This is a genomic window from Streptomyces nymphaeiformis (assembly GCF_014203895.1).
Classification (GTDB): domain Bacteria; phylum Actinomycetota; class Actinomycetes; order Streptomycetales; family Streptomycetaceae; genus Streptomyces; species Streptomyces nymphaeiformis.
The window spans coordinates 284508-310144 of the sequence record NZ_JACHJY010000005.1 but is presented as its reverse complement, the minus strand read 5'-3'; the positions used below and the strand labels follow the sequence as shown (position 1 = coordinate 310144).

General features: G+C 72.1%; 14 protein-coding genes and 1 pseudogene. 8 read left to right on the top strand and 7 right to left on the bottom strand.

Annotated features, from left to right (window positions below):
- Window positions 1–117 precede the first annotated feature (117 nt).
- The 3 genes from GGE06_RS18965 to GGE06_RS18955 form a co-directional block, all read right to left on the bottom strand.
- Window positions 118–1455, bottom strand: a complete 1338-nt coding sequence (locus GGE06_RS18965) for a maltokinase N-terminal cap-like domain-containing protein (protein WP_116158752.1) — start codon at window positions 1453–1455, stop codon at window positions 118–120.
- Between the two features lie 223 nt (window positions 1456–1678).
- Complete coding sequence (treS, locus tag GGE06_RS18960) at window positions 1679–3391, bottom strand: maltose alpha-D-glucosyltransferase (RefSeq protein ID WP_116158751.1); 1713 nt, start codon at window positions 3389–3391, stop codon at window positions 1679–1681.
- Window positions 3388–5373, bottom strand: a complete 1986-nt coding sequence (locus GGE06_RS18955) for an alpha-1,4-glucan--maltose-1-phosphate maltosyltransferase (RefSeq protein ID WP_220378529.1) — start codon at window positions 5371–5373, stop codon at window positions 3388–3390. Before GGE06_RS18955 ends, treS begins: the two co-directional genes overlap by 4 nt.
- A 443-nt stretch (window positions 5374–5816) precedes the next feature.
- On the opposite strand from GGE06_RS18955, the gene glgP reads away from it, so the two are divergent.
- Window positions 5817–8366, top strand: coding sequence for an alpha-glucan family phosphorylase (glgP, locus tag GGE06_RS18950; RefSeq protein WP_116158749.1), 2550 nt, complete (start codon window positions 5817–5819; stop codon window positions 8364–8366).
- Between the two features lie 71 nt (window positions 8367–8437).
- Here the strand turns inward: glgP and GGE06_RS18945 are convergent, their stop codons facing one another.
- Both GGE06_RS18945 and GGE06_RS18940 read right to left on the bottom strand, forming a co-directional pair.
- Complete coding sequence (locus GGE06_RS18945; RefSeq protein ID WP_184931316.1) at window positions 8438–10468, bottom strand: M4 family metallopeptidase; 2031 nt, start codon at window positions 10466–10468, stop codon at window positions 8438–8440.
- 240 nt (window positions 10469–10708) lie between these two features.
- On the bottom strand, window positions 10709–11614 hold the full coding sequence (locus GGE06_RS18940; RefSeq protein WP_116158747.1) for a TetR/AcrR family transcriptional regulator C-terminal domain-containing protein: 906 nt from the start codon (window positions 11612–11614) through the stop codon (window positions 10709–10711).
- 125 nt (window positions 11615–11739) lie between these two features.
- Here GGE06_RS18940 and GGE06_RS18935 point away from each other — a divergent pair, with 125 nt between their 5' ends.
- Window positions 11740–13224: an MFS transporter gene (locus GGE06_RS18935; protein WP_116158746.1), complete on the top strand. Its 1485-nt coding sequence runs from the start codon at window positions 11740–11742 to the stop codon at window positions 13222–13224.
- Window positions 13225–13254: 30 nt separating this feature from the next.
- Here the strand turns inward: GGE06_RS18935 and GGE06_RS42660 are convergent.
- Window positions 13255–16875: pseudogene (locus tag GGE06_RS42660) on the bottom strand (ABC transporter ATP-binding protein); the annotation flags it as partial.
- A gap of 130 nt (window positions 16876–17005) precedes the next feature.
- Here GGE06_RS42660 and GGE06_RS18920 point away from each other — a divergent pair.
- The 4 genes from GGE06_RS18920 to GGE06_RS18905 are packed head-to-tail and all read left to right on the top strand — an operon-like array spanning window position 17006 to window position 20593.
- A complete protein-coding gene (locus tag GGE06_RS18920; RefSeq protein WP_184931314.1) occupies window positions 17006–17911 on the top strand; it encodes an ABC transporter ATP-binding protein in 906 nt (301 codons plus the stop codon).
- Window positions 17908–18651 (top strand): ABC transporter permease, encoded by a 744-nt coding sequence (locus GGE06_RS18915; RefSeq protein WP_116158742.1) that lies wholly within the window; start codon window positions 17908–17910, stop codon window positions 18649–18651. Before GGE06_RS18920 ends, GGE06_RS18915 begins: the two co-directional genes overlap by 4 nt.
- A gap of 14 nt (window positions 18652–18665) precedes the next feature.
- Window positions 18666–19964: a sensor histidine kinase gene (locus tag GGE06_RS18910; protein ID WP_116158741.1), complete on the top strand. Its 1299-nt coding sequence runs from the start codon at window positions 18666–18668 to the stop codon at window positions 19962–19964.
- On the top strand, window positions 19961–20593 hold the full coding sequence (locus GGE06_RS18905) for a response regulator (protein ID WP_184931313.1): 633 nt from the start codon (window positions 19961–19963) through the stop codon (window positions 20591–20593). The genes GGE06_RS18910 and GGE06_RS18905 overlap by 4 nt, the downstream gene beginning before the upstream one ends.
- Before the next feature lie 7 nt (window positions 20594–20600).
- Here GGE06_RS18905 and glgX read toward each other — a convergent pair whose 3' ends face one another.
- Window positions 20601–22802: a glycogen debranching protein GlgX gene (glgX, locus tag GGE06_RS18900; protein WP_116158740.1), complete on the bottom strand. Its 2202-nt coding sequence runs from the start codon at window positions 22800–22802 to the stop codon at window positions 20601–20603.
- Window positions 22803–22945: 143 nt separating this feature from the next.
- Here glgX and GGE06_RS18895 point away from each other — a divergent pair, with 143 nt between their 5' ends.
- Both GGE06_RS18895 and GGE06_RS18890 read left to right on the top strand, forming a co-directional pair.
- Window positions 22946–24181, top strand: coding sequence for a L,D-transpeptidase (locus GGE06_RS18895; protein ID WP_184931312.1), 1236 nt, complete (start codon window positions 22946–22948; stop codon window positions 24179–24181).
- Window positions 24182–24344: 163 nt separating this feature from the next.
- Window positions 24345–25601 carry a L,D-transpeptidase gene (locus GGE06_RS18890; protein ID WP_181924500.1) on the top strand — a complete coding sequence of 419 codons (1257 nt, stop codon included), beginning with the start codon at window positions 24345–24347 and terminating at the stop codon, window positions 25599–25601.
- The last annotated feature ends 36 nt before the right edge of the window (window positions 25602–25637 follow it).

Sequence of the window (25637 nt, the reverse complement as noted above, 5' to 3'; positions counted from 1 at the left end):
GGGACACTCGGCCGAACGGGGCGCGTCGGGCTTTCGCAGGCGGGGGGTGGTGCGGGGCGCGGTCGGACTGGGCCGAACGTGTCGGGCCCGCCCGCCGGGGGCCCGACACGTCGCGGCTCATCGGGTCGCGAGGCGTTCGATCGCGGACATCGGGACGGGGAGCCAGTCCGGGCGGTGGCGGGCCTCGTAGACCACCTCGTACACCGCCTTGTCCGTCTCGTAGGCCCGCAGGAGCGCCGGGTCGGCCCGGGGGTCGACGCCCGACGCCTCCGCGTAGCCCGCGCAGTACGCCGCCCGGCAGCGGGAGGCCCAGTCCGCGTTCCAGGGCCGGTGCGTGCGGGCCGCGTAGTCGAAGGAGCGGAGCATCCCGGCGACGTCGCGGACGGTGGGCTGGGGGCTGCGCCGTTCGTCCAGCGGCTTCGCGGGCTCGCCCTCGAAGTCGATGACGGCCCAGCCGCCGTCGGAGCCGCGCAGGGTCTGCCCCAGGTGCAGGTCCCCGTGGATGCGCTGCACCGCGGCCCCGCCGCTCGCCGCGGCGAACACGGCCCGCAGGCCCGGCACGTACGGCAGCAGGGCCGGCACGGCCTGCGCCGCGGCGTGGAGGCGCCGGTCCATCGCGGCGGCGAGCTGCTCGGTCTCCGCGCGGGCCAGGCGCCGGGTGGGGAGCGCCTCGGCGAGGGCCAGATGGACCTCGGCGGTGGCGCGGCCGAGGGCCCGGGCCTCGACCGTGAACTCCCGTCCGTCGGCGAGCGCGTCGAGGGCGAGCCGCCAGCCGTCCCGGGAGTCCCGCAGGTAGGGCTGGAGGACTCCGAGGGTGGAGGCGCCGGACTCGAACCAGGCGACGGGCGCCGGGACCCGGGCGCAGCCGGCCCGGCTCAGCGCCAGGGGGAGTTCCAGGTCCGGATTCGCGCCGGGACTGACGCGCCGGAAGATCTTCAGGATGAACGAATCCCCAAAGACCAGGGACGAGTTGGACTGCTCGGCGTCCAGCATGCGCGGGGCCAGGGCGGGCGGCAGTGCCGTGGTGGCGTGGAAGCGGAGGGGGCCCGTGCTGCCCGGGGTGCGCAGCCGGTCGTAGAGGAGGCCGGCGAGCCGCGGGTCGCGCAGCCCTTCGTACACGGCGCGTCCGGCGAGCGGCCCCTGCCGGATCCGCCCGATCAGGGCGGGGGCGAGGCGGGGCGGGAGCTGGGTCCGTACGCCCAGGAGCAGTTGGTAGCAGTCGGCGGGTGTGCCGGCCGGGCGGCCGGGCTGTTCGACTCGTACGAGGAGGTGGAGGAGTCCGGGCCCGGTGCCGTCCAGGGGCAGCAGCTCGGTCGCCGCGTCCAGCGTGAATCCGGTGACCCGGCGGCCCTTGCCCGCGAACCAGCGCTGCCGTGGCAGCCATTCGTGGAGCAGGGGGGCGAGGGACGGGAGGAGGGCGTCCGGGGCCCGGGTGGTGGATGCGGTCTCCGGCATGGCATCGCGTCCTTTCCCCGGGGTGCGCAAGTGGAGTTCGTAGGCATTCAAATGCGCAGATTGTCCCGGATTGCGGCTGTGGCTGTCCGGATGTGCGGGACGTGTCGGAAAGGGAAGATCCGTATGGGCCCGGCAAGAAGGCCCGTATGGACCCGAATCGTGTGTCGTTCACAGTGCCCAGGGTGGGACGGGGGAAACCGCCCCACCCGGAACTGGCTTCGGCTCAGGCCTTCTTGAGACGGAACCAGTAGAAGCCGTGTCCCGCAAGGGTCAGGAGGTAGGGCAGCTGCCCGATGGCCGGGAACTGCACCCCGCCGATGAGCTCCACGGGCCGCGTGCCGTCGAAGCGCCGCAGGTCGAGCTCGGTGGGCTGGGCGTGCCGCGAGAAGTTGTTCACGCAGAGCACGAGATCGGCGTCCATTCCCTCTTCGGGGGCGGTTTCCCGCAGGAAGGCGAGCACCGCCGGGTTGGACGCCGGGAGTTCCGTGTACGTCCCCGTCCCGAAGGCGCGGTTCTGCTTACGGATCTCGATCATCCGCTTCGTCCAGTGGAGCAGCGAGGACGGCGAGGCCATGCCCGCCTCGACGTTGGTCACCTGGTAGCCGTGGACCGGGTCCATGATGGCCGGCAGGTAGAGCCGTCCCGGGTCGCAGGAGGAGAAGCCGGCGTTCCGGTCGGGGGTCCACTGCATCGGGGTCCGCACCCCGTCCCGGTCGCCGAGCCAGATGTTGTCGCCCATGCCGATCTCGTCGCCGTAGTACAGCACCGGCGAGCCGGGCAGCGAGAAGAGCAGGGCGGTGAACAGCTCCATCTGCTTGCGGTCGTTGTCGAGGAGCGGGGCGAGCCGCCGCCGGATGCCGATGTTGGCCCGCATGCGCGGGTCCTTGGCGTACTCGGCGTACATGTAGTCGCGCTCTTCGTCCGTGACCATCTCGAGCGTGAGCTCGTCGTGGTTGCGCAGGAAGATGCCCCACTGGCAGCCGGAGGGGATCTCCGGGGTCTTCGCCAGGATCTCGGAGACCGGGTAGCGGGACTCGCGCCGCACGGCCATGAAGATCCGCGGCATGACCGGGAAGTGGAAGGCCATGTGGCACTCGTCGCCGCCCGAGCGGAAGTCGCCGAAGTAGTCGACGACGTCCTCCGGCCACTGGTTGGCCTCGGCGAGCAGCACCGTGTCCGGGTAGTGGTCGTCGATCTCCTTGCGGACCCGCTTGAGGAAGGCGTGGGTGGCCGGGAGGTTCTCGCAGTTGGTGCCCTCCTGCTGGTACAGGTACGGCACCGCGTCGAGCCGGAAGCCGTCGATCCCCAGGTCCAGCCAGAACTTCAGCGCGGACAGGATCTCCTCCTGCACCGCCGGGTTCTCGTAGTTGAGGTCCGGCTGGTGCGAGAAGAACCGGTGCCAGTAGTACTGCTTGCGGACCGGGTCGAAGGTCCAGTTGGAGGTCTCGGTGTCGACGAAGATGATCCGGGCGTCCGCGTACTGCTTGTCGTCGTCCGCCCAGACGTAGTAGTCGCCGTACGGGCCTTCCGGATCGCGCCGCGACTCCTGGAACCACGGGTGCTGGTCGCTGGTGTGGTTCATGACGAAGTCGATGACCACGCGCATGCCGCGCTGGTGGGCCGCGTCGACGAACTCCACGAAGTCGGCGAGGTCGCCGAACTCGGGGAGCACCGACGTGTAGTCGGCGACGTCGTAGCCCCCGTCCCGCAGCGGGGACTTGAAGAACGGCGGGAGCCAGAGGCAGTCCACGCCCAGCCACTGGAGGTAGTCCAGCTTGGACGTGATGCCCTTCAGGTCGCCGACGCCGTCGCCGTTGCTGTCCTGGAAGGAGCGGACGAGGACCTCGTAGAACACCGCCCGCTTGAACCAGTCGGGATCGCGGTCCTTGGCGGGGGTGTCCTCGAAGGTGTCGGGGACGGGCTCGTTGACAGTCATGATGTGGGTGACCCTCCGGTCTGCGGGGACGGTCGCAGGACGAGCACGTGCGCGGGCGTGACACCCGGCTCTAGGCGCACGTAGGCGTTCCTGCCCCAGTGATAGGTCTCGCCGGTGAGCTCGTCGCGCACCGGCACGGTCTCGTGCCAGTCGAGGCCGAGTTCCGGCATGTTCAACGAGAGTGAAGCCTCATGGGTGTGGTGCGGGTCGAGGTTGACGACCACCAGAACGATGTTCGAACCCGAGCGCTTCGAGTACGCGATCACCTGCGGGTTGTCGGTGTCGTGGAAGGTCAGGTTCCGTAGCCGGCGGAGGGCCGGGTGGCGGCGCCTGATCCGGTTCAGGGCGGTGATCAGCGGGGTGATCGTCGCCCCGGACCGCTCCGCCGACTCCCAGTCACGGGGCCTGAGTTCGTACTTCTCCGAGTCGAGGTACTCCTCGCTGCCGTCCCGCAGCGGGGTGTTCTCGCACAGCTCGTACCCGGCGTACATGCCCCAGGACGGCGACAGCGTCGCCGCGAGCACCGCCCGTGCCTCGAACGCGGGCCGGCCGCCCTCCTGGAGGTAGGCGTGCAGGATGTCGGGGGTGTTCACGAAGAAGTTCGGCCGCATCAGCGCGGCCGTCTCCCCGGACAGCTCGGTGAGGTACTCCGTCAGCTCCTCCTTGGTGTTGCGCCAGGTGAAGTACGTGTACGACTGCTGGAAACCGATCGCGCCGAGCGTCCGCATCATCGCCGGACGGGTGAACGCCTCCGCCAGGAAGATCACGTCCGGGTCCGCGCCGTTGATCTCGCCGATCACCCGCTCCCAGAACACCACCGGCTTGGTGTGCGGGTTGTCGACGCGGAAGATCCGGATGCCGTGGTCCATCCAGAACCGCAGCACCCGCACGGTCTCCGCGACGATCCCGTCCATGTCCTTGTCGAACGCGATCGGATAGATGTCCTGGTACTTCTTCGGCGGGTTCTCCGCGTACGCGATCGAACCGTCCGGACGGTGGTGGAACCACTCCGGGTGCTTCTCCACCCACGGGTGGTCCGGGGAGCACTGGAGCGCGAAGTCCAGCGCGATCTCCAGGCGCAGCTCCCGGGCCCGCGCGACGAACGCGTCGAAGTCCTCGAAGGTCCCCAGGTCCGGGTGGAGCGCGTCGTGCCCGCCCTCCGGCGAACCGATCGCCCACGGCACGCCGACGTCGCTCGGCGACGCCGACAGGGAGTTGTTCGGTCCCTTGCGGTGGGTCTCGCCGATCGGGTGCACCGGCGGCAGGTAGACGACGTCGAAGCCCATCGCGGCGACCGCCGGGAGCCGTTCGGCCGCGGTGCGGAAGTTCCCCGGGACGGTGCGCCCCTTGACCTTCCGCACGCCCTCCGAGCGCGGGAAGAACTCGTACCAGGAGCCGAACAGGGCCCGCTCGCGCTCCACCTGGAGCGGCAACGCGGGGGAGGCGGAGAGCAGTTCGCGCAGCGGGTGGCGGTCCAGGGCGTCGACGACCTGCGGGGCGAGCGCCGCCGCGAGCCGCACCGCCGCGGGGCGCGACACGTCACGCAGCACGTCCGCCGCCGCGAGCACGGCCTCCCGGCCGCCGCCCTTCTTCGGGACGCCCTTCGCGGCCCGCTCGTGCAGCTCCGCGCCCTCGGCGAGGACCAGTTCGGAGTCGATCCCGGCCGGGATCTTGATCCTCGCCGTGTGGCGCCAGGTGGCCACCGGGTCGCTCCACGCCTCCACGGTGTACGTCCACAGGCCCTCGGCGTCCGGGGTGACCTCGGCACCCCACCGGTCGGTGCCCGGGGCGAGTTCGCGCATCGGGGTCCAGGGGCCTGGCCGGCCCGACGGCCCGCGCAGCACGACATTGGCGGCGACCGCGTCGTGGCCCTCGCGGAAGACGGTCGCCGTCACCTCGAAGGACTCTCCGGCCACCGCCTTCGCGGGGCGCCGGCCGCAGTCGACCAGTGGGCGGACGTCCAGTACGGGAATGCGTCCCATGAGCGGATTCACAGCATCACCTGACGGGTTACGGGGGTGCGGGTGGTGGTGCGCTCTTTCTAGCTCCGTCGACGGCCGGCGGGTTGCGGGCATGACGGCTCCTGTCCGCGTTCACTCGAATGGCGGGTCCACAGGGATGAACAGAGAGGAACTCAGGGCTCGGGGAGACGGGTTCGGGGGTTGTACCGCAGGAGCCTTCCCACGGTTCTCGGGTGGGCAATCCGGCGCCTTGTTAACTACTCGGACGTAGCGACACCGACAAGCACACGACCCGGACAAGAAAGAAGCCCCGTCTTTGTGGGGCGCGGACGGACGGGCGGCGGGGTGCCCCCGCGCGCCCTGGTGGGGGGCGGTGCGGTGGCCTAGCCTTCCGGGACGACAGCCGCGGACGCACAGCGTGGTGCTTCCGCTCCGGTCCGTCACTGCCTGCGAAGGTGGACAGCGTGAAGGCAATCCGTCGATTCACCGTGCGTCCCGTCCTCCCCGACACCCTTCGACCCCTCGCCGACCTCGCGCACAACCTGCGCTGGTCCTGGCACGAGCCCACCCGGGCGCTCTTCGCGTCCCTCGCGCCCGAGGGCCTGAGCGGCGCCGACCCCGTGCGGGTGCTCGGCGCCCTCGAAGCGCCCCGGCTCGCCGCGCTCGCCGCCGACCAGGAGTTCCTGGCCCGGCTGCGCGCCGCCGCCGACGACCTCGACCAGTACCTGCACGCACCCCGCTGGTACCAGGGCCGGCCCGGCGACGCGCCCGCCGCCGTCGCCTACTTCTCGCCCGAGTTCGGCGTCGCCGCCGCCCTGCCCCAGTACTCCGGCGGCCTCGGCATCCTCGCCGGCGACCACCTCAAGTCCGCCAGCGACCTCGGCGTCCCGCTGATCGGCGTCGGCCTGCTCTACCGGCACGGCTACTTCCGGCAGTCCCTCGGCCGGGACGGCTGGCAGCAGGAGCAGTACCCCGTCCTCGACCCCGGCGAGCTGCCCGTCACCCTGCTCCGCGAGGCCGACGGCACCCCCGCGCGCATCACCCTCGCGCTGCCCGGCGGCCGCAGCCTCCACGCCCATCTGTGGATCGCCCGCGCCGGCCGCGTCCCGCTCCTCATGCTCGACTCCGACGTCGAGGAGAACGCCCCCGGCGAACGGGGCGTCACCGACCGGCTGTACGGCGGCGGCAGCGAGCACCGGCTCCTCCAGGAGATGCTCCTCGGCATCGGAGGCGTCCGCGCCGTCCGCACGTACACCCGGCTCACCGGCCACCCCGCCCCCGAGGTCTTCCACACCAACGAGGGCCACGCCGGCTTCCTCGGTCTCGAACGCGTCCGTGAACTCGGCGGCGAGGGGCTCGACTTCGACGCCGCCCTGGAGGTCGTCCGGGCCGGCACCGTGTTCACCACCCACACCCCCGTCCCCGCCGGCATCGACCGCTTCGACCGGGCGCTCGTCGCCCGCCACCTCGGCGAGGACGGCGCCCTCCCCGGCGTCGACCTCGGCCGGATCCTCGCCCTCGGCGACGAGACCCCGCTCGGCGGCGAACCCGGCGTCTTCAACATGGCCGCCATGGGCCTGCGCCTCGCCCAGCGCGCCAACGGCGTCTCCACCCTCCACGGCGCCGTCAGCCGCTCCATGTTCGCCGGACTCTGGCCGGGCTTCGACGCCGACGAGGTGCCCATCACCTCCATCACCAACGGCGTCCACGCCCCCACCTGGGTCGCCCCCGAGGTCGGCCGGCTCTCCCCGGACGCGAACGACCGGGAGCTGTGGGAGCTGCGCCGCACCCTGCGCGAACGGCTCGTGACCGACGTACGGGAGCGGCTGCGGGCCTCCTGGCGGCAGCGCGGCGCGGCCGCCGCCGAACTCGGCTGGACCGAGACCGTCCTCGACCCCGACGTCCTCACCATCGGCTTCGCCCGCCGCGTCCCCTCGTACAAGCGGCTCACCCTCATGCTGCGCGACAAGGACCGGCTGCGCTCCCTCCTCCTCCACCCCGAGCGGCCCGTGCAACTCGTCGTCGCGGGCAAGGCCCACCCCGCCGACGACGGCGGGAAGCGGCTCGTGCAGGAACTCGTCCGGTTCGCCGACGACCCCCGGGTCCGGCACCGGATCGTCTTCCTGCCCGACTACGGCATGGAGATGGCCCGCGGCCTCTACCCCGGCTGCGACGTCTGGCTCAACAACCCCCTGCGCCCCCTGGAGGCCTGTGGCACGAGCGGGATGAAGGCCGCGCTCAACGGCTGCCTCAACCTGTCCGTCCTCGACGGCTGGTGGGACGAGTGGTACGAGCCCGACTTCGGCTGGGCCATCCCCACCGCCGACGGCACGGCCGCCGCCGACGAGGACCGCCGCGACGACCTGGAGGCCGCCGCCCTCTACGAGCTCATCGAGCGCCGGGTCGCCCCCCGCTTCTACGACCGCGGCCCCGACGGGGTGCCGGCCGGCTGGACGGCCATGGTCCGGCGGACCCTCGCCGACCTCGGCCCGAAGGTGCTCGCCGACCGGATGGTCCGCGCGTACGTCGAGCAGCTGTACGTACCCGCCGCCGGCTCCCACCGCGCCCTCACCCCGGACCGGGCGCGGGACCTCGCCGCCTGGAAGGCTCGGGTGCGGGCGGCCTGGCCGGCGGTGGCCGTCGACCACGTGGAGATCGGCGACGACCTCGCGGAGGCCGACGCCGAGCTCGGCGCGACGCCCGTCGTCCGGGTCCGGGTCGCGCTCGGCGGCCTGGAGCCCGACGACGTCGAGGTGCAGGCCGTCACCGGCCGCGTCGACGCCGACGACACGCTCACCGCCACCCGGGCGGTCGCCCTCAAGCCGGCGGGCGGCCCCGACCTGGACGGACGGCAGCCCTACGCCGGCACCCTGGAGCTCGACCGCACCGGCTCCTTCGGCTGCACCGTCCGCGTCCTGCCCGCCCACCCGCTGCTCGCCCACCCGGCCGAGCTCGGCCTCGCGGCCCTGCCGTCCGGGACGACGGGGGAGGGGGCGGGGGTGCTGCTGAGGTAACGGTGCCGCAGACGCGCGGGAGCCCGGAGGGAAGATTCCCTCCGGGCTCCCGCTCCCGTGTGTGGTGAGACTTACGGGAAGGTCAGCTTGAAGCTGTTGATGTAGCCGGTGTCCGCGGCGGCCTTGTCCTGGACGCGGAGCTTCCAGGCACCGTTCGCGACCTCCGAGGAGGCGTTCACGGTGAAGGTCTGCTGGATGTTGTCGGCGCTGCCGCCGACCCGGTTGCTCAGGTTGTAGACCGAACCGTCGGGGGCGATCAGGTCGACGACCAGGTCACCGCTCCAGGTGTGGATGATGTCCACACCGACCTGGAGGTTGCTCGGCGCGTTGCCGGTGATGCCGGTCACGTTGATCGTCGAGGTGACCGCGGCGCCGGGGGAGTCCGGGATGGCGACGTCGGTGTCGTTGGTGAAGACCGTCCCGCCGCCGGGGTTGCCGCCGCCGGAGCGCGCACCCACGTTGATGGCGGCGAAGGCGTCCTGGACGGCCGCGACCTCGGGGCTGCTCGCGCCGTACAGGTCGGTGGCCGCGGCGATGGCACCCGTGCGGGCGCCCGCGTAGTTGGTCGAGGAGCTGAACTTGGTCGTCAGCGCCTTGAACCAGATCAGACGGGCCTTGTCGATGCCTATGCCCGTGACCGGCAGGCCGTCGGAGGTCGGCGAGTCGTAGCTCACGCCGTTGATGGTCTTGGCGCCGCTGCCCTCGGAGAGCAGGTAGAAGAAGTGGTTCGCCGGGCCCGAGGAGTAGTGGACGTCGATGTTGCCGATGCCCGAGTACCACGAGTCCTTGGACGAGCCGTCCTTGCTCGGCTTGTCCATGTAGCGCAGCGGGGTGCCGTTGCCGCGGATGTCGATCTTCTCGCCGACGAGGTAGTCGCCCTTGTCGTTGGCGTTGTTGGCGTAGAACTCGACGGCCGCCGCCATGATGTCCGAGGTGGCCTCGTTGAGACCGCCGGACTCGCCGCTGTAGATCAGGCCGGCCGTGTTGGAGGTGACGCCGTGCGTCATCTCGTGCGCGGCCACGTCGATCGACGTGAGCGGGTGGGTGTTGCTGGTGCCGTCGCCGTACGTCATGCAGAAGCAGGAGTCGTCCCAGAACGCGTTCACGTAGGCGTTGCCGTAGTGGACGCGGGAGTACGCGCCGACGCCGTCACCGCGGATGCCGGAGCGGCCGTGGACGTTCTTGTAGTAGTCCCACGTGAGCGCGGCACCGTAGTGCGCGTCCGCGCCCGCGGTCTCCTTGTTGGAGGCCAGGCCGTTGCCCCACGTGTCCGTGGTGTTGGTGAACAGCGTCCCGGTGCCCGACGTACCGCCGTTGAGGTTGTACGTCTTGTGGTTGCCGCGGGTGGTGTCCGTCAGCGAGTACGAGGGCGCGGTGCCGAGGGTGACCTGGCCGCTGTACATCGTGTTGCCGATGCCGGTCTCGATGCCCTGCCACTCGAACAGCTTCGCACCGGACTTGGCGTCCGTGATGACGTGCAGCTGGTTCGGGGTGCCGTCGTGCTGGAGGCCGCCGACGACGGTCTCGTACGCGAGGACGGGTGCGCCCTGGGCCATCCACACGACCTTGCGCGGGGCGCGGTCGGCGGCGGTCTTCTTCGAGCCGTCCGCGGCGGCGAGGCCGAGGGCCTGCTTCTCGGCGGCGGCCGGGGCGACGGAGGCGGCGAGGTCGACGTTCTTGAGCTCGGCGCGGTTCGACTTGATGACCCCGGTCGTGGCGCCGGCCTTGGACTCGTCGACGATCAGGTCGCCGCCGAGGACGGGCAGCCCGGCGAAGGTGCGCTCGTAGCGCGTGTGGGTCGTGCCGTCGCGGTCCTGGACCACGTCGCGGACGACCAGCTTCTCCTGGGCGCCGAGGCCGAGGGTCTTGGCCGTCTCGGCCTTGTCGGCGTCCGCCGCCTTGATCAGCGCGGCGCGCTGGGCGGGGGAGAGGTCGGCCGGGAGCTTGCCCGGGTTGACCTTGCCGAGGGACGGCGCCGCGGCGGGGGCGGCACCGAAGGTGCCGGCCGAGGCGGTGCCGGCCTGCACGCCGAGGGTGAGCATGGCGGCGGCGGCGATCAGAGCGCCGGTCGCGGTGGCGCGACGGCTGGGCGTGGATCTCACGCAGACTCCTAATGCGAGGGGGGTACCGGCGGGCTTGGGTGAGTCCGTCCGGGCGGTGCAAGGAGAGCTGTGGAGCATGTACTTGTGACGCGGGACCCGGGTGGGTAGGAACCCGATCGGGTGACGCGGTGAACTCTGGTGCGAAGAACCGGGGAGAGAGTGACAGAACTGACGGGTACCTGTCAGGACCGTGTCGGGAAGTTGGCCGGAAACCGTCCGCTGCCCGAATGTCCGTGTTCGTTAACCGGACGTTTCGTCGATCAGGGCCGCGATGCCGTCCAACGTTCTGCGAAGGCCGAATTCGAAGAGGGACTCCAGGCTCAGTTCGAACCCCCCGTCATGGGCGATCGCGTCGAGCAGGGGGTACGGGCCACCCGACTGCATCGCGTCGAACCGTGGCTCGTTCTGTTCCATCCACTCGTCGTCCGACAGGCCCGTGTCGAGCCGGGCCTGCTCCTCCAGATCGTCCGCCATCGCCAGGCCCTGGACGAACGCGAACAGCGTCAGATGCGCGTGCAGCTTCTGTGACGGCGACAGCGGCGTCTCCCACAGCACCCCCAGCACCCACTCCGTGTACGCCATCGCGTTCACCGAGAGCACCGGCCGCGACAGCGAGGCCATCACCTGCGCCATCCACCGGTGCCGCGCGTACACCTCGCGCAGCCAGCGCGCCGCCCGCTCCAGGCCCTGCCGCCAGTCCGTCGGCGCCGGCCCCAGCGGCACCTCCCCGCACGCCTCGTCCGTCATCAGGCGCACCAGCTCGCCCTTGCCCGGAACGTGCCGGTACAGCGCCATCGCCGACGTGTCGAGCAGTGTCGCCAGTCGGCGCATCGTCACCGCGTTCAGGCCCTCCGTGTCCGCGAGGTCCAGCGCCGTGCGCACGATGCGGGTCCTCGTGAGGGTGCTCGTCGTCGAGTGGCGCGTCCGCTTCGGGTCCACCACCACGGTGCCGACGCCCGGCTCCACCCGTACCAGGCCCTCCTGGCGCAGCGCCGCCAGCGCCTTCGTCGCCGTCGCCATCGCCACGCCCCACTCACGCGTGATCGCCCGCGTCGACGGCACCCGGTCGCCCGGGGCCAGCCTCCCGGCGAGAATGCGGCGCCGGATCTCGGCGGCGATGGCCAGGTAGGGCGGTTCCGTCGTCATGGGCCGGGAGTGTACTAGTGCGGTGGTGCGGTGTACGCGGGCCCGAACTGGGCTTTCGACGGGTTTCGTCGGGGTGCACTAGGGCGTGTGTGGTGCTGTACGCGGGGTGTTGCTTCGCTGCCCGCATGGCACTCACCGAACGCTCTCAGGACCTCTCCGCCGTCCGGGCCGGGCGGCGTGAATGGACCGCCCTCGGCGTCCTCATGCTTCCCCTGCTCCTCGTCTCCATGGACGTCTCCGTCCTCTACTTCGCGATCCCCTCCATCGCCGCCGACCTCCGGCCCGGCGCGACCCAGCAGCTGTGGATCCTCGACATGTACGGCTTCGTGCTCGCCGGACTCCTCGTCACCATGGGCTCCCTCGGCGACCGCGTCGGGCGCCGCAAGCTCCTCCTCTTCGGCGCCGGCCTCTTCGGCGCCGCGTCGCTCGCCGCCGCCTACGCTCACAGTCCCGGCGCCCTGATCGGCGCCCGCGCGCTCCTCGGCGTCGCCGGCGCCTGCCTCATGCCGTCCACCCTCGCCCTGATCCGCACCCTCTTCCAGGACCCGGCCCAGCGCGCCAAGGCCGTCACCCTGTGGACCACCGTCATGGCGAGCGGCATCTCCCTCGGCCCCGTCGTCAGCGGCGCGCTCCTTGAGCACTTCTGGTGGGGGGCCGTGTTCCTCATCAACCTGCCCGCGATGGCGCTGCTGTTGGTGCTCGCGCCGGTTCTGCTCGGTGAGTCCAAGGGCGAGGCCGGGGGGTCCCGGTTCGATGTGCTCAGTGCCGGGCTCTCTCTTGCCGCCCTGCTGCCCGTGATCTACGGGATCAAGGAGCTCGCCAAGGGCGGGTGGGCCGTCGGGCCCGGTGCGGGTGTCGTCGTGGGCGTTCTGATCGGTGTCGTCTTCGTGGTGCGGCAGATGCGGCTCGAACACCCCATGGTCGATCTGCGGCTCGTCCGCACCCCGGCGTACGGCGGGTCCCTCGTGGTCAACCTGCTCTCCATGGCCGCCACCGTCGGCTTCGCCGTCTTCCTCACCCAGTACCTCCAGTCCGTCCTCGGGCAGAGCCCCCTCGAAGCGGCCCTCTGGAGCCTCGTCCCCGCCGCCGGCGTCATGGTCGCCGCGCCTCTCGCCGCGGCGCTCGCGCAGCGGGTGGACCGGGCGTACGTCATGGGCGGCGGATTCCTCGTCTCCGCCGGCGGCTTCGCGTGGCTCGTCGTCGTCGACCGTGCCACGCCGCTGTGGGTGGTCCTCGTCGGCAGCGCCGTCTACGCCGCCGGGCTCGTCTCCGCGATGACCCTCGCCAACGAACTCGCCCTCGGCGCGGCGCCCCCCGAGCGTGCGGGGGCCGCCGCCGCGGTACTCGAAGCGGGGTCGGAGCTGGGCGGTGCGCTCGGGATGGCCGTCCTCGGGTCCATCGGCGCGGCCGTGTACACCGCGGCGATGCCCCCGTCCGCGCCGGCCGCCGCCCGGGAGACGCTGGGGGGTGCCCTGGGGGGTGCGGCCGGTGTCGTCGACGCCGCGCGGAGCGCGTTCGTGTCGGCCATGTCCGGGGCCGCTGTGGGGGCCTCCCTCTTGATGGTCCTCGCGGCCGTGCTGTCCCTCGTGGTGCTGCGGCGGCGGGCCTGAAGGGGCCGCCGGGGACGGGGCCGCTCTCCCTCACCCCACCAGGCTGTCGCGCCATGCCTGGTGCAGGCTCGCGTAGCGGCCCTCGCCCTCGATGAGCGTCGACGGGTGGCCGTCCTCGACGATGCGGCCCTGTTCCATCACCAGGACGCGGTCCGCCACTTCGACCGTCGAGAGGCGGTGGGCGATGATCACCGCGGTGCGGCCCGCCAGGACCGTGTCCATCGCTCGCTGCACCGCTCGTTCGCCCGGGACGTCCAGCGAGCTCGTCGCCTCGTCCAGGATCAGGACCGCCGGGTCCGCCAGGAGGGCGCGGGCGAAGGCCACCAGCTGCCGCTGGCCGGCCGAGATGCGGCCGCCCCGTTTGCGGACGTCCGTGTCGTAGCCGTCGGGGAGTCCCGTGATGAACTCGTGGGCCCCGATCGCCTTCGCCGCCTGTTCGATCTCGGCGCGGGTCGCGTCCGGGCGGCCGATGGAGATGTTCTCCGCCACCGTGCCGGAGAAGAGGAACGCCTCCTGGGTGACCATCACCACCCCGCGGCGGAGATCCGGTGTCGTCAGGTCGCGGAGGTCCACCCCGTCCAGGAGGACCCGGCCGTCCGTCGGGTCGTAGAAGCGGGCCAGGAGCTTCGCGAGGGTGGATTTGCCCGCGCCCGTCGCGCCCACCACTGCCACCGTCTGGCCCGCGGGGATCCTCAGGTCGAAGCGCGGGAGGACTTCGCCTCCTGTCCGGTAGGCGAACCCGACGCCTTCGAAGGTGATCTCCCGGCCGGGTCCGCCGGTGCGCGTGGGGAGTTCCTCGGGGGTTCTCGTCTCCGGGACGCCCGGTTCCTGGGCCAGGAGGCCGGCGATCTTGGCGAGGGAGGCCGCCGCCGACTCGTACGAGTTCAGGAACATGCCCAGGCGGTCGATCGGGTCGTACAGGCGGCGCATGTAGAGGACCGCCGCCGCCAGTACGCCCAGTTCGAGCGTTCCGGCGGCGACCCTGTACGCGCCCCAGAGGCACATGCCCGCCACCGCGGTGTTCGCCACCAGCCGGGAACCCACCACGTAGCGGGCCATCTCCAGGAGGGCGTCGCCGTTGCTGCGCTCGTGGCGGTGGTTGAGCGCCGCGAACTCGGTGTCGTTGGCCCGTTCACGGCGGAACGCGCGGACCGGGCGGATGCCGTTCATCGTCTCCGCGAACTTCACGATGACGCCTGCGATGGCCGTGCTGCGTTCCGCGTACACCTCGCCCGCTCGGCGTCGGTAGAGGCGGATCAGCCCGTAGAGGGGGACGAAGGAGACCACCGCCACTGCTCCGACGCCCCAGTCCAGGTAGAGGAGGACCAGGGAGATCGAGACGAAGGAGAGCACCACGCCGATCAGTTCCTGCAGGCCCTCCTGCAGCAGTTCGCGGAGCGATTCGACGTCCGTGGTCGAGCGGGAGATCAGACGGCCCGAGGTGTACCGCTCGTGGAAGTCGACGCTCAGCACCTGCGCGTGGCGGAAGATCCGGCCTCGCAGGTCGAGCAGCGCGTCCTGGTTGATCCGGGCCGCTCCGCGGACGAACGCGTACTGGAGGACGCCCGACAGCGCGGCGCAGAGGAGGTAGCCGAGGGCCACGGCGATGACCGGGCCGTGGTCTCCCGCGCGGAACGCCGGGACCGCCCGGTCGATGGCGTACGCGACGAGCAGCGGGCCCGCCTGCAGCGCCGCCTCCCTGCCGAGGAGGATCAGGGCCGCGATCACCACCCGCGTCCGGTGCGGGGCCAGGAGGGAGCGGAGCAGGGCGCCCGTCGCTCCCGGGGCCGCGGGCAGGTCGTCGCGGTCGAAGGGGTCCGACGGTTCCGCCGGGGCCGTCTTCTTCTCGAGTGTCGTGTCCGTCATCGGTTCTTCCCCTCGCCCGTCATCAGCCAGGCGTACTCGGCGCTGCTGCGCAGCAGTTCCTGATGGGTGCCGACCGCCGCGATCCGGCCCTGGGAGAGCAGCGCGACGCGGTCGGCGAGCATCACCGTCGACGGGCGGTGCGCCACCACCAGGGCCGTCGTCTCCCGGAGGACCTCCCGCAGGGCCGCCTCGACTCGGGCCTCCGTGTGGACGTCGAGTGCCGAGAGCGGGTCGTCCAGGACCAGGAACCTGGGCCTGCCGACCACCGCGCGGGCGAGGGCCAGCCGCTGCCGCTGGCCGCCGGAGAGGCTGAGGCCCTGCTCGCCGACCTGTGTCGCCGTCCCCTCGGGCAGGCGGTCGACGAAGCCGTCCGCCTGGGCGACACCCAGCGCGCGGCGCAGCTCGGGGTCGCCTGCCCGTTCCGCGCCCATCAGGACGTTCTCGCCGACGCTCGCCGAGAACAGCGTCGGCTCCTCGAACGCCATGGAGACGAGGGAGCGGAGCTTCTCCCGTTCCATGAGGGCGATGTCCTCGCCGTCCAGGAGGATGCGGCCCGTCGTCGCCTCGTGCAGGCGCGGTACGAGGGCCGTGAGGGTCGTCTTGCCCGAGCCCGTGCCGCCGACCAGGGCCAGGGTCTCGCCGGGGCGGATGTGGAGGTCGACGCCGTCCAGGACGGGGGGTGCCTCCTCCGGGGCGTCCGGGTAGCGGAACGTGACGCCTTCGAAGCGGACCCCCTCGGAGGTGTCGTGGGCGGTGGTGCCGGTGGCCGTGTCCGGTTCCTCCTCGGCGTCCATCGCCTCGAAGTACCGTTCCGTCGCGGTCGCCGCGTCCTTGCTCATCGCGAGCATGAAACCGATCGACTCCACCGGCCAGCGCAGCGCCAGGGCCGTCGACAGGAACGCGACGAGGGTGCCCGCCGACAGGTTCCCGTCGGCGACCTGCACCGTGCCGAGCACGAGCGCGGTTCCGATGGCCAGTTCCGGTACGGCGGTGATGACCGCCCAGATGGCGGCGAGCAGCCGCGCCTTGGCCAGTTCCGTGCCGCGGAGGTGTCCGGCGAGTGCGTGGAACGCCTTCGCCTGGCTGCGGTGCCGGCCGAAGCCCTTCACGATCCGGATGCCCAGGACGCTCTCCTCGACCAAGGTGGTGAGATCGCCCACCTGGTCCTGGGACGTGCGGGCCACGACCCCGTACCGGCGCTCGAAGAGGTTGCTGACGATCACGAGGGGGATCACGGGCGTGAGGAGCACCAGGCCGAGCGACCAGTCCTGGGCCAGCAGGAGGACGTAACCGGCGAGGATCGTCACGCCGTTGACCAGGAGGAAGGTCAGCGGGAAGGCCAGGAACATCCGGACCAGCATCAGGTCCGTCGTCCCGCGCGAGAGCAGCTGCCCGGACGGCCACCGGTCGTGGAAGGCGATCGGGAGCCGCTGGAGCCTGCCGTACAGGTCGGCGCGCATCCGGGCCTCCACGGCGGCCAGCGGGCGCGCCACCAGCCAGCGGCGGAAGCCGAACAGGACGGCCTCGGTGATACCGAGGAGCAGGAGGTACAGCGCCCCCAGCCAGACGCCCCCGGGGTCGCCGTTCGCGACGGGGCCGTCCACCAGCCATTTGAGGACGAGGGGGATCACCAGAGACAGGCAGGAGGCGACGATCGCGATGACCGCGGCCGTGAACAGCCGGGCCCGCACGGGCCGTACGTACGGCCAGAGACGGAGCAGGACGCGGACCGTCGAGCGGTCGGAGGGCGGGGTGTCTGGGTTCTCGGGCATCAGGTCCGACCATACGGTTCGCCACTGACACGTCTCATCCGGTTTTCCGGCCGGGTCGTACCGCGGCATCAGCCGATCGGTTGATGGCGGGTCGAGCGCGATGGCCGATGGTCGGTGTTCCGCGTCTTCGACAGGCTGAAGGCATGACAGCGATCGAGGTGCGGGGACTGCACAAGGCGTACGGCGGCCGGAAGGTCGTCGACGGGGTGTCGTTCGAGGTCGGCGAGGGGGAGGTCTTCGGGATCCTCGGCCCCAACGGCGCCGGCAAGACGACCACCGTGGAGTGTGTCGAGGGGCTGCGGACCCCCGACGAGGGGCGGGTGCGCGTGTGCGGGTACGACCCCGCCACCCAGCGCGCCGAGGTCACCAGGGTCCTGGGCGTGCAGCTCCAGCAGAGCGAGCTCCAGGCCAAGCTGACCGTCCGCGAGGCGCTCGACCTGTACGCCTCCTTCCACGAGCGGCCCGCCGACCGGCAGGCGCTCGCCGAGCGGCTCGGGCTCGTCCCGCACCTGCGGACCCGGTTCGGGAAGCTGTCCGGCGGGCAGCAGCAGCGGCTGTTCATCGCCCTCGCCCTGCTCGGCGACCCCCGGGTCGTCGTCCTCGACGAGCTCACCACCGGTCTCGACCCGCGGGCCCGCCGCGAGGTGTGGTCGCTCGTCGAGTCCCTCCGGGACACCGGGGTGACGGTGCTGCTCGTCACCCACTTCATGGAGGAGGCGCAGCGCCTCTGCGACCGGATCGCCGTCCTCGACCAGGGCCGGATCGCCGCGCTCGACACCCCCGAAGGGCTGATCGGCCGGGCCTCGGCCGCCAAGGAGATCTCCTTCGCCGCGAACACCCCGATCGACCCGGCCGCGCTGCGGTCCCTGCCCGGTGCCGTCTCCGTCCGGACGGCCGAGGGCCGGACCGTCGTCGGCGGCACCGACGAGACCGTCACCGCCTTCGTCTCCCTCCTCGCCCGGGAGGGCGTCACGGCCGGCCAGCTCCGGGTCGTCGACGCCACCCTCGACGACGCCTACCTCGACCTGACGGGAACCGACCCGCGATGAACCCCTCCGTTGCCGTTCTGCGTGCCGAGACGCGCCTCTTCACCCGCGAACCCGGCGCCCTGTTCTGGGTGATGCTCTCGCCGACCCTGCTCCTCGTCGTCCTCGGCGCCTTCGTCCCGTCCTTCCGGGAGGCCTCCGCCGACCTCGGCGGGCGACGCGTGATCGACCTGTACGTGCCGGTCGCCGTCCTCTTCGCCCTGATCATGGCCGGGATCCAGGCGATGCCGCCCGTCCTGTCCGGCTACCGCGAGCGCGGCATCCTCCGCCGGATGTCCACCACCCCCGTCCGGCCCGGCGCGCTGCTCACCGCGCAGCTCGCGCTGCACGGCGCGGCCGCGCTCGTCTCCGCGTCGCTCGTGCTCGTGGTGGGGCGCATCGCCTTCGACGTCGCCCTGCCGGAGAACTTCCCGGGGTACCTGCTCGCGCTGCTGCTCGCCGTAGCCTCCGGGCTCGCCCTCGGTTCCGCGGTGTGCGCCGTCTCCCGTACGCAGAAGATCGCCACCGCCGTCGGCTCCGCCGTCTTCTTCCCGACGATGTTCACGGCCGGTGTGTGGGTGCCCGTCCAGGCCATGCCGGATACCCTGCAGCGGATCGTCGGCCTCACCCCGCTCGGCGCCGCCTCCCAGGCCCTCGACTCGGCCGCGTCGGGCGACTGGCCCGGCTGGGCGGCGCTCGGGGTGATGGCCCTGTGGACGGCCTTGTCGACCGGTGCGTCGGTGCGCTGGTTCCGCTGGGAGTGAGAGGGGGCGGCGGGGTGCCCACCACCGTCGAGGAACGCTGGCGGCAGTTCTTCCGCTGGGGACCGTACGGACTGCTCGCCGTGGCCGGTGCGATCGCCGGGGCGTCGGCGGACCTCCTCATGGACCGTACGAGGGTGCCGGCGGCCGGTCTCCTGGTGGTGGCCACGCTGGTCCTCCAGACGGTGTGGGTCCTGCGCTGCCGGCGGGTCGTCGCGGCCGACGGCTGGGAGCCCGAGACGCCGGGGGTCCGGCCCGTGCTCGTCCCGGCCGCCCCCGGGCCCGCCTCCGTCGCCTACTTCGTCCTGCGCACGGCGCTCGCCTTCGTCCTGACCTGGCTCAACCCCTTCTTCGCGATCTACGCCTGCGTCGGCTACTTCGACGCCGACCACCTGCTGCCCCGCCGGTTCGCCCGCGCCGGACTCCTCGTCACCGCCGTCACCATGGCCGGCTCCCAGTCCGGCGGCCTGCCGCCCGCCTCCCTCGTGCAGTGGCTCGCCTTCGGCGGTCTGCTCGCCCTCAACGGCGCGCTCTCCCTGGGCTTCGCCCACCTCGCCACGAAGGACGCCGAGAAGGCCGCCGAGCGGGCCGCCACCATCGCCGAACTCGGGCGCGCCAACAGCCGCCTCGAACAGGCCCTCGCCGAGAACTCCGCCCTCCAGGCCCAGCTCCTCCTCCAGGCCCGGGAGGCCGGGGTCGCCGACGAGCGGCGCCGGCTCGCCGCCGAGATCCACGACACCCTCGCGCAGGGCCTCACCGGGATCGTCACCCAGCTCCAGGCCGCGTCCGCCGCGCCCGACCGGGAGCACGCCGAGGCGCACCTGCGGCGGGCCGCGGACCTCGCCCGGCACAGCCTCGGGGAGGCCCGGCGCTCCGTGCGGAACCTCGGGCCGGTCGCCCTGGAGCACGACGGCCTCCCGGAGGCCCTCCGCAAGACGGTCGCCGAATGGGCCGAACGGACCGGTGTCGACACCCGGTTCACCGTGACCGGCACCGAGGCGCCGCTCCACGACGAGGTCGCCGCCACGCTGCTGCGGATCGCCCAGGAGGCCCTGTCGAACGCCGCCCGCCACTCCGGGGCCGGCCGGGCGGGTGTCACGCTCTCCTACATGGGCGACGAGATCACCCTGGACGTACGGGACGACGGCCACGGCTTCGATCCGCTCGCCCGGCCCGAACGGCGCGGCGACGGCGGCGGGTTCGGGCTCGACGGCATGCGGGCCCGCGCGGAGCGCCTCGCCGGCACGGTCACCGTGGAGACGGCGCCGGGCGAGGGCACGGCGATCTCCGCTCGCGTACCGTGGGGCGCGCCATGACTGACATCACGCTTCTGATCGTCGACGACCACCCCGTCGTACGGGACGGCCTGCGCGGCATGTTCGCCGCCGAGGGTTCCGGCTTCCGTGTCCTGGGCGAGGCCCCCGACGGCGTCCGGGGCGTCGAACTCGCCCTGGAACTCGACCCCGACGTCGTCCTCATGGACCTGCGCATGCCCGGTGGCGGCGGCGTGGACGCCATCGCCGAGCTCACCCGGCGCGGGGCCCGCTCCCGGGTCCTGGTCCTCACCACGTACGACACGGACACCGACACCCTCCCGGCGATCGAGGCCGGCGCCACCGGCTACCTCCTCAAGGACGCGCCCCGCGAGGAGCTGTTCGCGGCCGTACGGGCCGCCGCGTCGGGCCGCACGGTCCTCTCTCCGACCGTCGCCTCCCGCCTGGTCACCGCGGTCCGCGCGCCCGACAGCACGCTCTCCGCCCGCGAGGGCGAGATCCTGGCGCTGGTGGCGAAGGGCACGGCGAACCGTGCGATCGCGGCGGAGCTGTTCATCAGCGAGGCGACGGTGAAGACCCACCTCACGCACATCTACGCGAAACTGGGCGTGAAGGACCGCGCGGCGGCGGTCGCGACGGGCTACGACCGGGGCATCCTGGGCGGCTCCTGACGCCGCGTCACTCGCGGACCCGTAGCAGCACCACCGAGCGGGCGCCCACCGTGAGCGTGCCGTCGCCCGCGTGGTGGGTGTTCGGGGGCGTCGACTGGTCCTCCCGCGTCGTGTCCACGAGCAGTTCGTACGTCGCCGCCCACGGCGCCCCCGGGAGGCGGAAGTCCAGGGGACGGGCGCCGGCGTGCAGGACGGCGAGGAAGCTGTCGTCGGTGATCTGCTCGCCCCGCGCGTCCCGCCCCGGGATGTCGCGGCCCGACAGGTAGAGCCCGAGCGTGGCCGTCGGCGCGTACCAGTCCCGTTCCGTCATCTCCGTGCCCTCGGCGGTGAACCAGGCGAGGTCCCGCAGCCCGTCCGCGCCCTGCGGCCGGCCGGAGAAGAAGGCGCGGCGGCGCAGGACGGGGTGCCGGTGGCGCAGGGCGAGGAGACGGCGGGTGAGGGCCAGGAGGCCCGCCCGGCCGGGGTCGTCGGGGAGCGACCAGTCCAGCCAGCCGAGCTCGTTGTCCTGGCAGTACGCGTTGTTGTTGCCGCCCTGCGTGCGACCCGTCTCGTCGCCGGCGACGAGCATCGGGACCCCGGTGGACAGGAGGAGGGTGGTGAGGAGGTTGCGCTGCTGCCGGAGGCGGAGGGCGTTGACCGCGACGTCGTCCGTCTCGCCTTCCGTCCCGCAGTTCCAGGAGCGGTTGTCGTGGGTGCCGTCCCGGTTGCCCTCGCCGTTGGCCTCGTTGTGCTTGCGCTCGTACGTGACGAGGTCGCGGAGGGTGAAGCCGTCGTGCGCGGTGACGAAGTTGACCGAGGCGTACGGCCGCCGTCCGCCCCAGGCGTACAGGTCGCTGGAGCCGGAGAGCCGGTAGCCGAGGTCCCGCACGTCGGGCAGCGCCCCGCGCCAGAAGTCCCGCACGGCGTCCCGGTAGCGGTCGTTCCACTCGGTCCACAGGGGCGGGAACGCGCCGACCTGGTAGCCGCCGTTCCCCACGTCCCAGGGCTCCGCGATGAGCTTCACCCTCCTCAGGACCGGGTCCTGGGCGATGACCGCGAGGAAGGGGGAGAGCATGTCGACGTCGTGGAAGGAGCGGGCCAGGGCCGCCGCCAGGTCGAAGCGGAAGCCGTCCACGCCCATCTCCGTCACCCAGTAGCGCAGGGAGTCGGTGATGAGGCGGAGGACCTGCGGCTGCACCACGTGCAGGGTGTTGCCGCAGCCCGTGTAGTCGGCGTACCGGCGGGCGTCGGACTGCAGGCGGTAGTAGCCGCGGTTGTCGATGCCCTTCAGGGACAGGGTGGGGCCCAGCTCGCCCGCTTCCGCGGTGTGGTTGTAGACGACGTCGAGGATGACCTCGATCCCGGCCGCGTGCAGCGCCCGCACCATCCGTTTGAACTCGCCGACCTGCTGCCCGGCCGTCCCCGAGGACGAGTAGCCGGCGTGCGGGGCGAAGTAGCCGATCGAGTTGTAGCCCCAGTAGTTGCGCAGGCCGCGGCGGAGGAGGTGGTCCTCGTGGGCGAACTGGTGCACAGGGAGCAGCTCGACCGCCGTCACCCCGAGGCGTACGAGGTGGTCGATCGCGGCAGGGTGGGCCAGTCCCGCGTACGTGCCCCGCAGCTGCTCCGGGACGCCGGGGTGCAGCTTCGTGAAGCCCTTCACGTGCAGCTCGTAGATGACCGAGTCCTGCCAGGGCGTCTTGGGCCTGCGGTCGTCGGACCAGTCGTCGTCGTCATGGACGACGACCCCCTTCGGAACGTACGGGGCGGAGTCCCGCTCGTCGCGGACGGTGTCGGCCACGTGCTGCTGCGGCCAGTCCCGGACGTGTCCGTACACCTCGGCGGGGAGCGTGAAGTCGCCGTCGACCGCTCGGGCGTACGGGTCGAGGAGCAGTTTCGCCGGGTTCCAGCGGGCGCCCGTCCACGGGTCCCAGCGGCCGTGCACCCGGTAGCCGTACCGCTGCCCCGGCCCGACGCCCGGCACGAAGCCGTGCCAGATCTCGTGCGTCAGCTCCGTCAGCGGGAGCCGTGTCTCCGTCCCGCCGGCGTCGAAGAGGCACAGCTCCACGGCCTCCGCCCCGCCCGCCCACAGGGCGAAGTTGGTCCCCGTCACCCCGCCGGGCCCGACCCGGCAACGGGCCCCGAGCGGCGTCGGCGCCCCCGGCCACACCGGTGGGCCGGCCCGCTCCGGGGCATGCTCGGACACCGCCTCCTGCTCGGCTGCGCTCGTCACCGTCCCGGCCTCCCGCGGCTCGTCGGGCCCGCACCCGGGGGAGCGGCGGCGTCCCGGCCGCCGCTCCCGCGTGTGGTCCTCCCCCTGTTCTGCCCGCACGGCCGTCCTCCCAACATGACCCGCACGCACGTTTCCCCTGGAGGGTGGCCGTCGTTGGGCCGGGCGTGACATGCGTATGGAAGCGGGCGGGGCGCGCCCTCGCGGTGGCGGGACTGTTGGCGGGCCTCGTGGGCTGCACGGCGGCGGACGGCGGTGGCGGCATCGACATCGGCCTGCCGGGCAAGGCGCGGGCCCCGGGTGACGTCATCCGGGTGAGCCCGGAGGACGGCAGCCGGGCGGTGCCGGCCGGCGGGCCCGTCGAGGTGAAGCTGGACAGCGGGCGGCTCGAACGGGTGAGCGTGGTCCAGGTCGAGGACGGCCGGCGGACGGAGGTCGCGGGGGAGGTCTCGGCGGACGGGCTGCGCTGGCGGCCCCGGCCCGGCACCCGGCTCGCGCTGGCCGCCAAGTACAGCGTGGACGCGGTCGCACTCGACGCGCACGGGCGCCGCTCGGCCCGGCACACCACGTTCACCACCGCCGTCCCCGAGTCCCGCTTCATCGGCTACTTCAAGCCGGAGAACCGTTCCACGGTCGGCACCGGCATGATCGTCTCCTTCGGCTTCAACCGGCCGATCGAGAACCGCGCCGAGGTGGAGCGCGCCATCCGGATCACCTCGGAGCCCCCGGTGGAGGTCGTCGGCCACTGGTTCGGCAAGGAGCGGCTCGACTTCCGCCCCGCCGCGTACTGGCGGCCCGGCACGAAGGTCACCGTCGAGCTCGGGCTGCGGGACGTCGAGGGGGCGCCCGGGGTGTACGGCATCCAGCGCAAGACGGTCGGCTTCACCGTCGGCCGCTCCCAGGTCTCCCTGGTCGACGCCGCCGCGCACACGATGGAGGTCCGCAGGGACGGCGAGCTCCTCGCCACCGTGCCGATCACCGCGGGCGCGCCGAAGACGACCACGTACAACGGGAAGATGGTCGCCACCGAGCTGTACGACGTGACCCGGATGGACGGCAGGACGGTCGGTTTCGGCGGCGAGTACGACATCAAGGACGTGCCGCACGCGATCCGTCTGACCGACTCGGGGACCTTCCTGCACGGCAACTACTGGGCCGCGGCCTCCACCTTCGGCTCGGCGAACGTCAGTCACGGCTGTGTGGGGCTGCGGGACGAGAAGGGCGGCAGCGCGGACTCGCCCGCGGGCTGGTTCTTCGACCGGACGCTGATCGGCGACGTGGTGGAGGTGGTCAACTCCCAGGACAAGGAGGTCGCCCCCGACAACGGTCTCGGCGGCTGGAACCTGGAGTGGGACGAGTGGAAGACCGGCTCCGCGATCTAGGGGATCCGGACAGCCCCCGTACCAGTCGACTGGTGCCGAACGGTGACATTCACGAGGAACTTTCGTGTCCTGCGGTGTGATTATCTAGCGCTGTGTGCGCGAGTGGATGCGCACGGGGGTGGGGCCGTGGCGTTGCCAGGCCGTGCGAGGGGAGAAGACCACAGTGAACGGGCAGCCGATATCGGGGGCATCGGTCAAGAGCAGGCGGCGACGCGGGGGCGTCGGGCTGCAGGCCCTGGCGGCGGGGGCGATGCTCCTGGTCCTGACCGCGTGCGGTGGCGGTGAGACCGCCACCGGCGGCGGTGCGGGGGGACAGGGTCCGGCGGCGCAGGGCGGCGGCAAGCAGGAGAACGCGGCCTCCCAGGCCGTCGTGACGATCCTTCCGAAGGACGGCGCCGACTCGGTCGCCACCAGCGGGGCACTGAAGATCACCGCGGAGCAGGGCAAGCTGACCACGGTCACGGTCGCCGACTCCAAGGGCTCCTCGATCGAGGGCAAGATCGCCGCGGACGGCGCCAGCTGGTCGCCGACCGCGCACCTGGCCGCGGCCACGCAGTACAAGGTCCACGCGATCGCGAAGGACGCCGACGGCCGCGAGTCGGCCAAGGACACCACCTTCACCACGCTGGTCCCGAAGAACACCTTCATCGGCCAGTACACGCCCGAGGACGGTTCGACCGTCGGCGTCGGCATGCCGGTGTCCATCAACTTCAGCCGGGGCATCACCGACCCCGACGCCGTCGAGAAGGCCATCAAGGTGACGGCCGTCCCGGCCGTCCAGATCGAGGGCCACTGGTTCGGCAACGACCGCCTGGACTTCCGTCCCAAGGACTACTGGGCCGCCGGCACCAAGGTGACGGTCGCGCTGAACCTGGACGGCGTCGAGGGCCGCCCCGGCGTCTACGGCAAGCAGAAGAAGACGATCTCCTTCACCATCGGCCGCCGTCAGGTCTCCACGGTGGACGCCGCCGCGCACACCATGCAGGTCGAGCGCGACGGCAAGATCATCAAGACCATCCCGATCAGCGCGGGCGCGCCGTCCACGACGACGTACAACGGGCAGATGGTCATCAGCGAGAAGTACAAGGTGACCCGCATGAACGGGGCCACCGTGGGCTTCGGCGGCGAGTACGACATCAAGGACGTGCCGCACGCGATGCGCCTGTCCAACTCGGGCACCTTCGTGCACGGCAACTACTGGGGCTCCCCGGGGATCTTCGGCACCACCAACACCAGCCACGGCTGTGTCGGCCTGCAGGACGCGCGGGGCGCGGGCGACAGCTCGATGCCGGCGGCCTGGTTCTACGACCGCTCGCTCATCGGTGACGTGGTCGTCGTGAAGAACTCCAAGGACAAGCAGATCCAGCCGGACAACGGCCTCAACGGCTGGAACATGGACTGGTCGGAGTGGATCGCCTAGTCGTACGCGACTGAGCGCGGGCCCGGTGCTGTGAGC

Coding starts and splice junctions, on each gene's coding strand:
- GGE06_RS18965 (WP_116158752.1), bottom strand. CDS start 1,455: ATGCCGGAGACCGCATCCACCACCCGGGCCCCGGACGCCCTCCTCCCG.
- treS (WP_116158751.1), bottom strand. CDS start 3,391: ATGACTGTCAACGAGCCCGTCCCCGACACCTTCGAGGACACCCCCGCC.
- GGE06_RS18955 (WP_220378529.1), bottom strand. CDS start 5,373: ATGGGACGCATTCCCGTACTGGACGTCCGCCCACTGGTCGACTGCGGC.
- GGE06_RS18940 (WP_116158747.1), bottom strand. CDS start 11,614: ATGACGACGGAACCGCCCTACCTGGCCATCGCCGCCGAGATCCGGCGC.
- GGE06_RS18935 (WP_116158746.1), top strand. CDS start 11,740: ATGGCACTCACCGAACGCTCTCAGGACCTCTCCGCCGTCCGGGCCGGG.
- GGE06_RS18920 (WP_184931314.1), top strand. CDS start 17,006: ATGACAGCGATCGAGGTGCGGGGACTGCACAAGGCGTACGGCGGCCGG.
- GGE06_RS18915 (WP_116158742.1), top strand. CDS start 17,908: ATGAACCCCTCCGTTGCCGTTCTGCGTGCCGAGACGCGCCTCTTCACC.
- GGE06_RS18905 (WP_184931313.1), top strand. CDS start 19,961: ATGACTGACATCACGCTTCTGATCGTCGACGACCACCCCGTCGTACGG.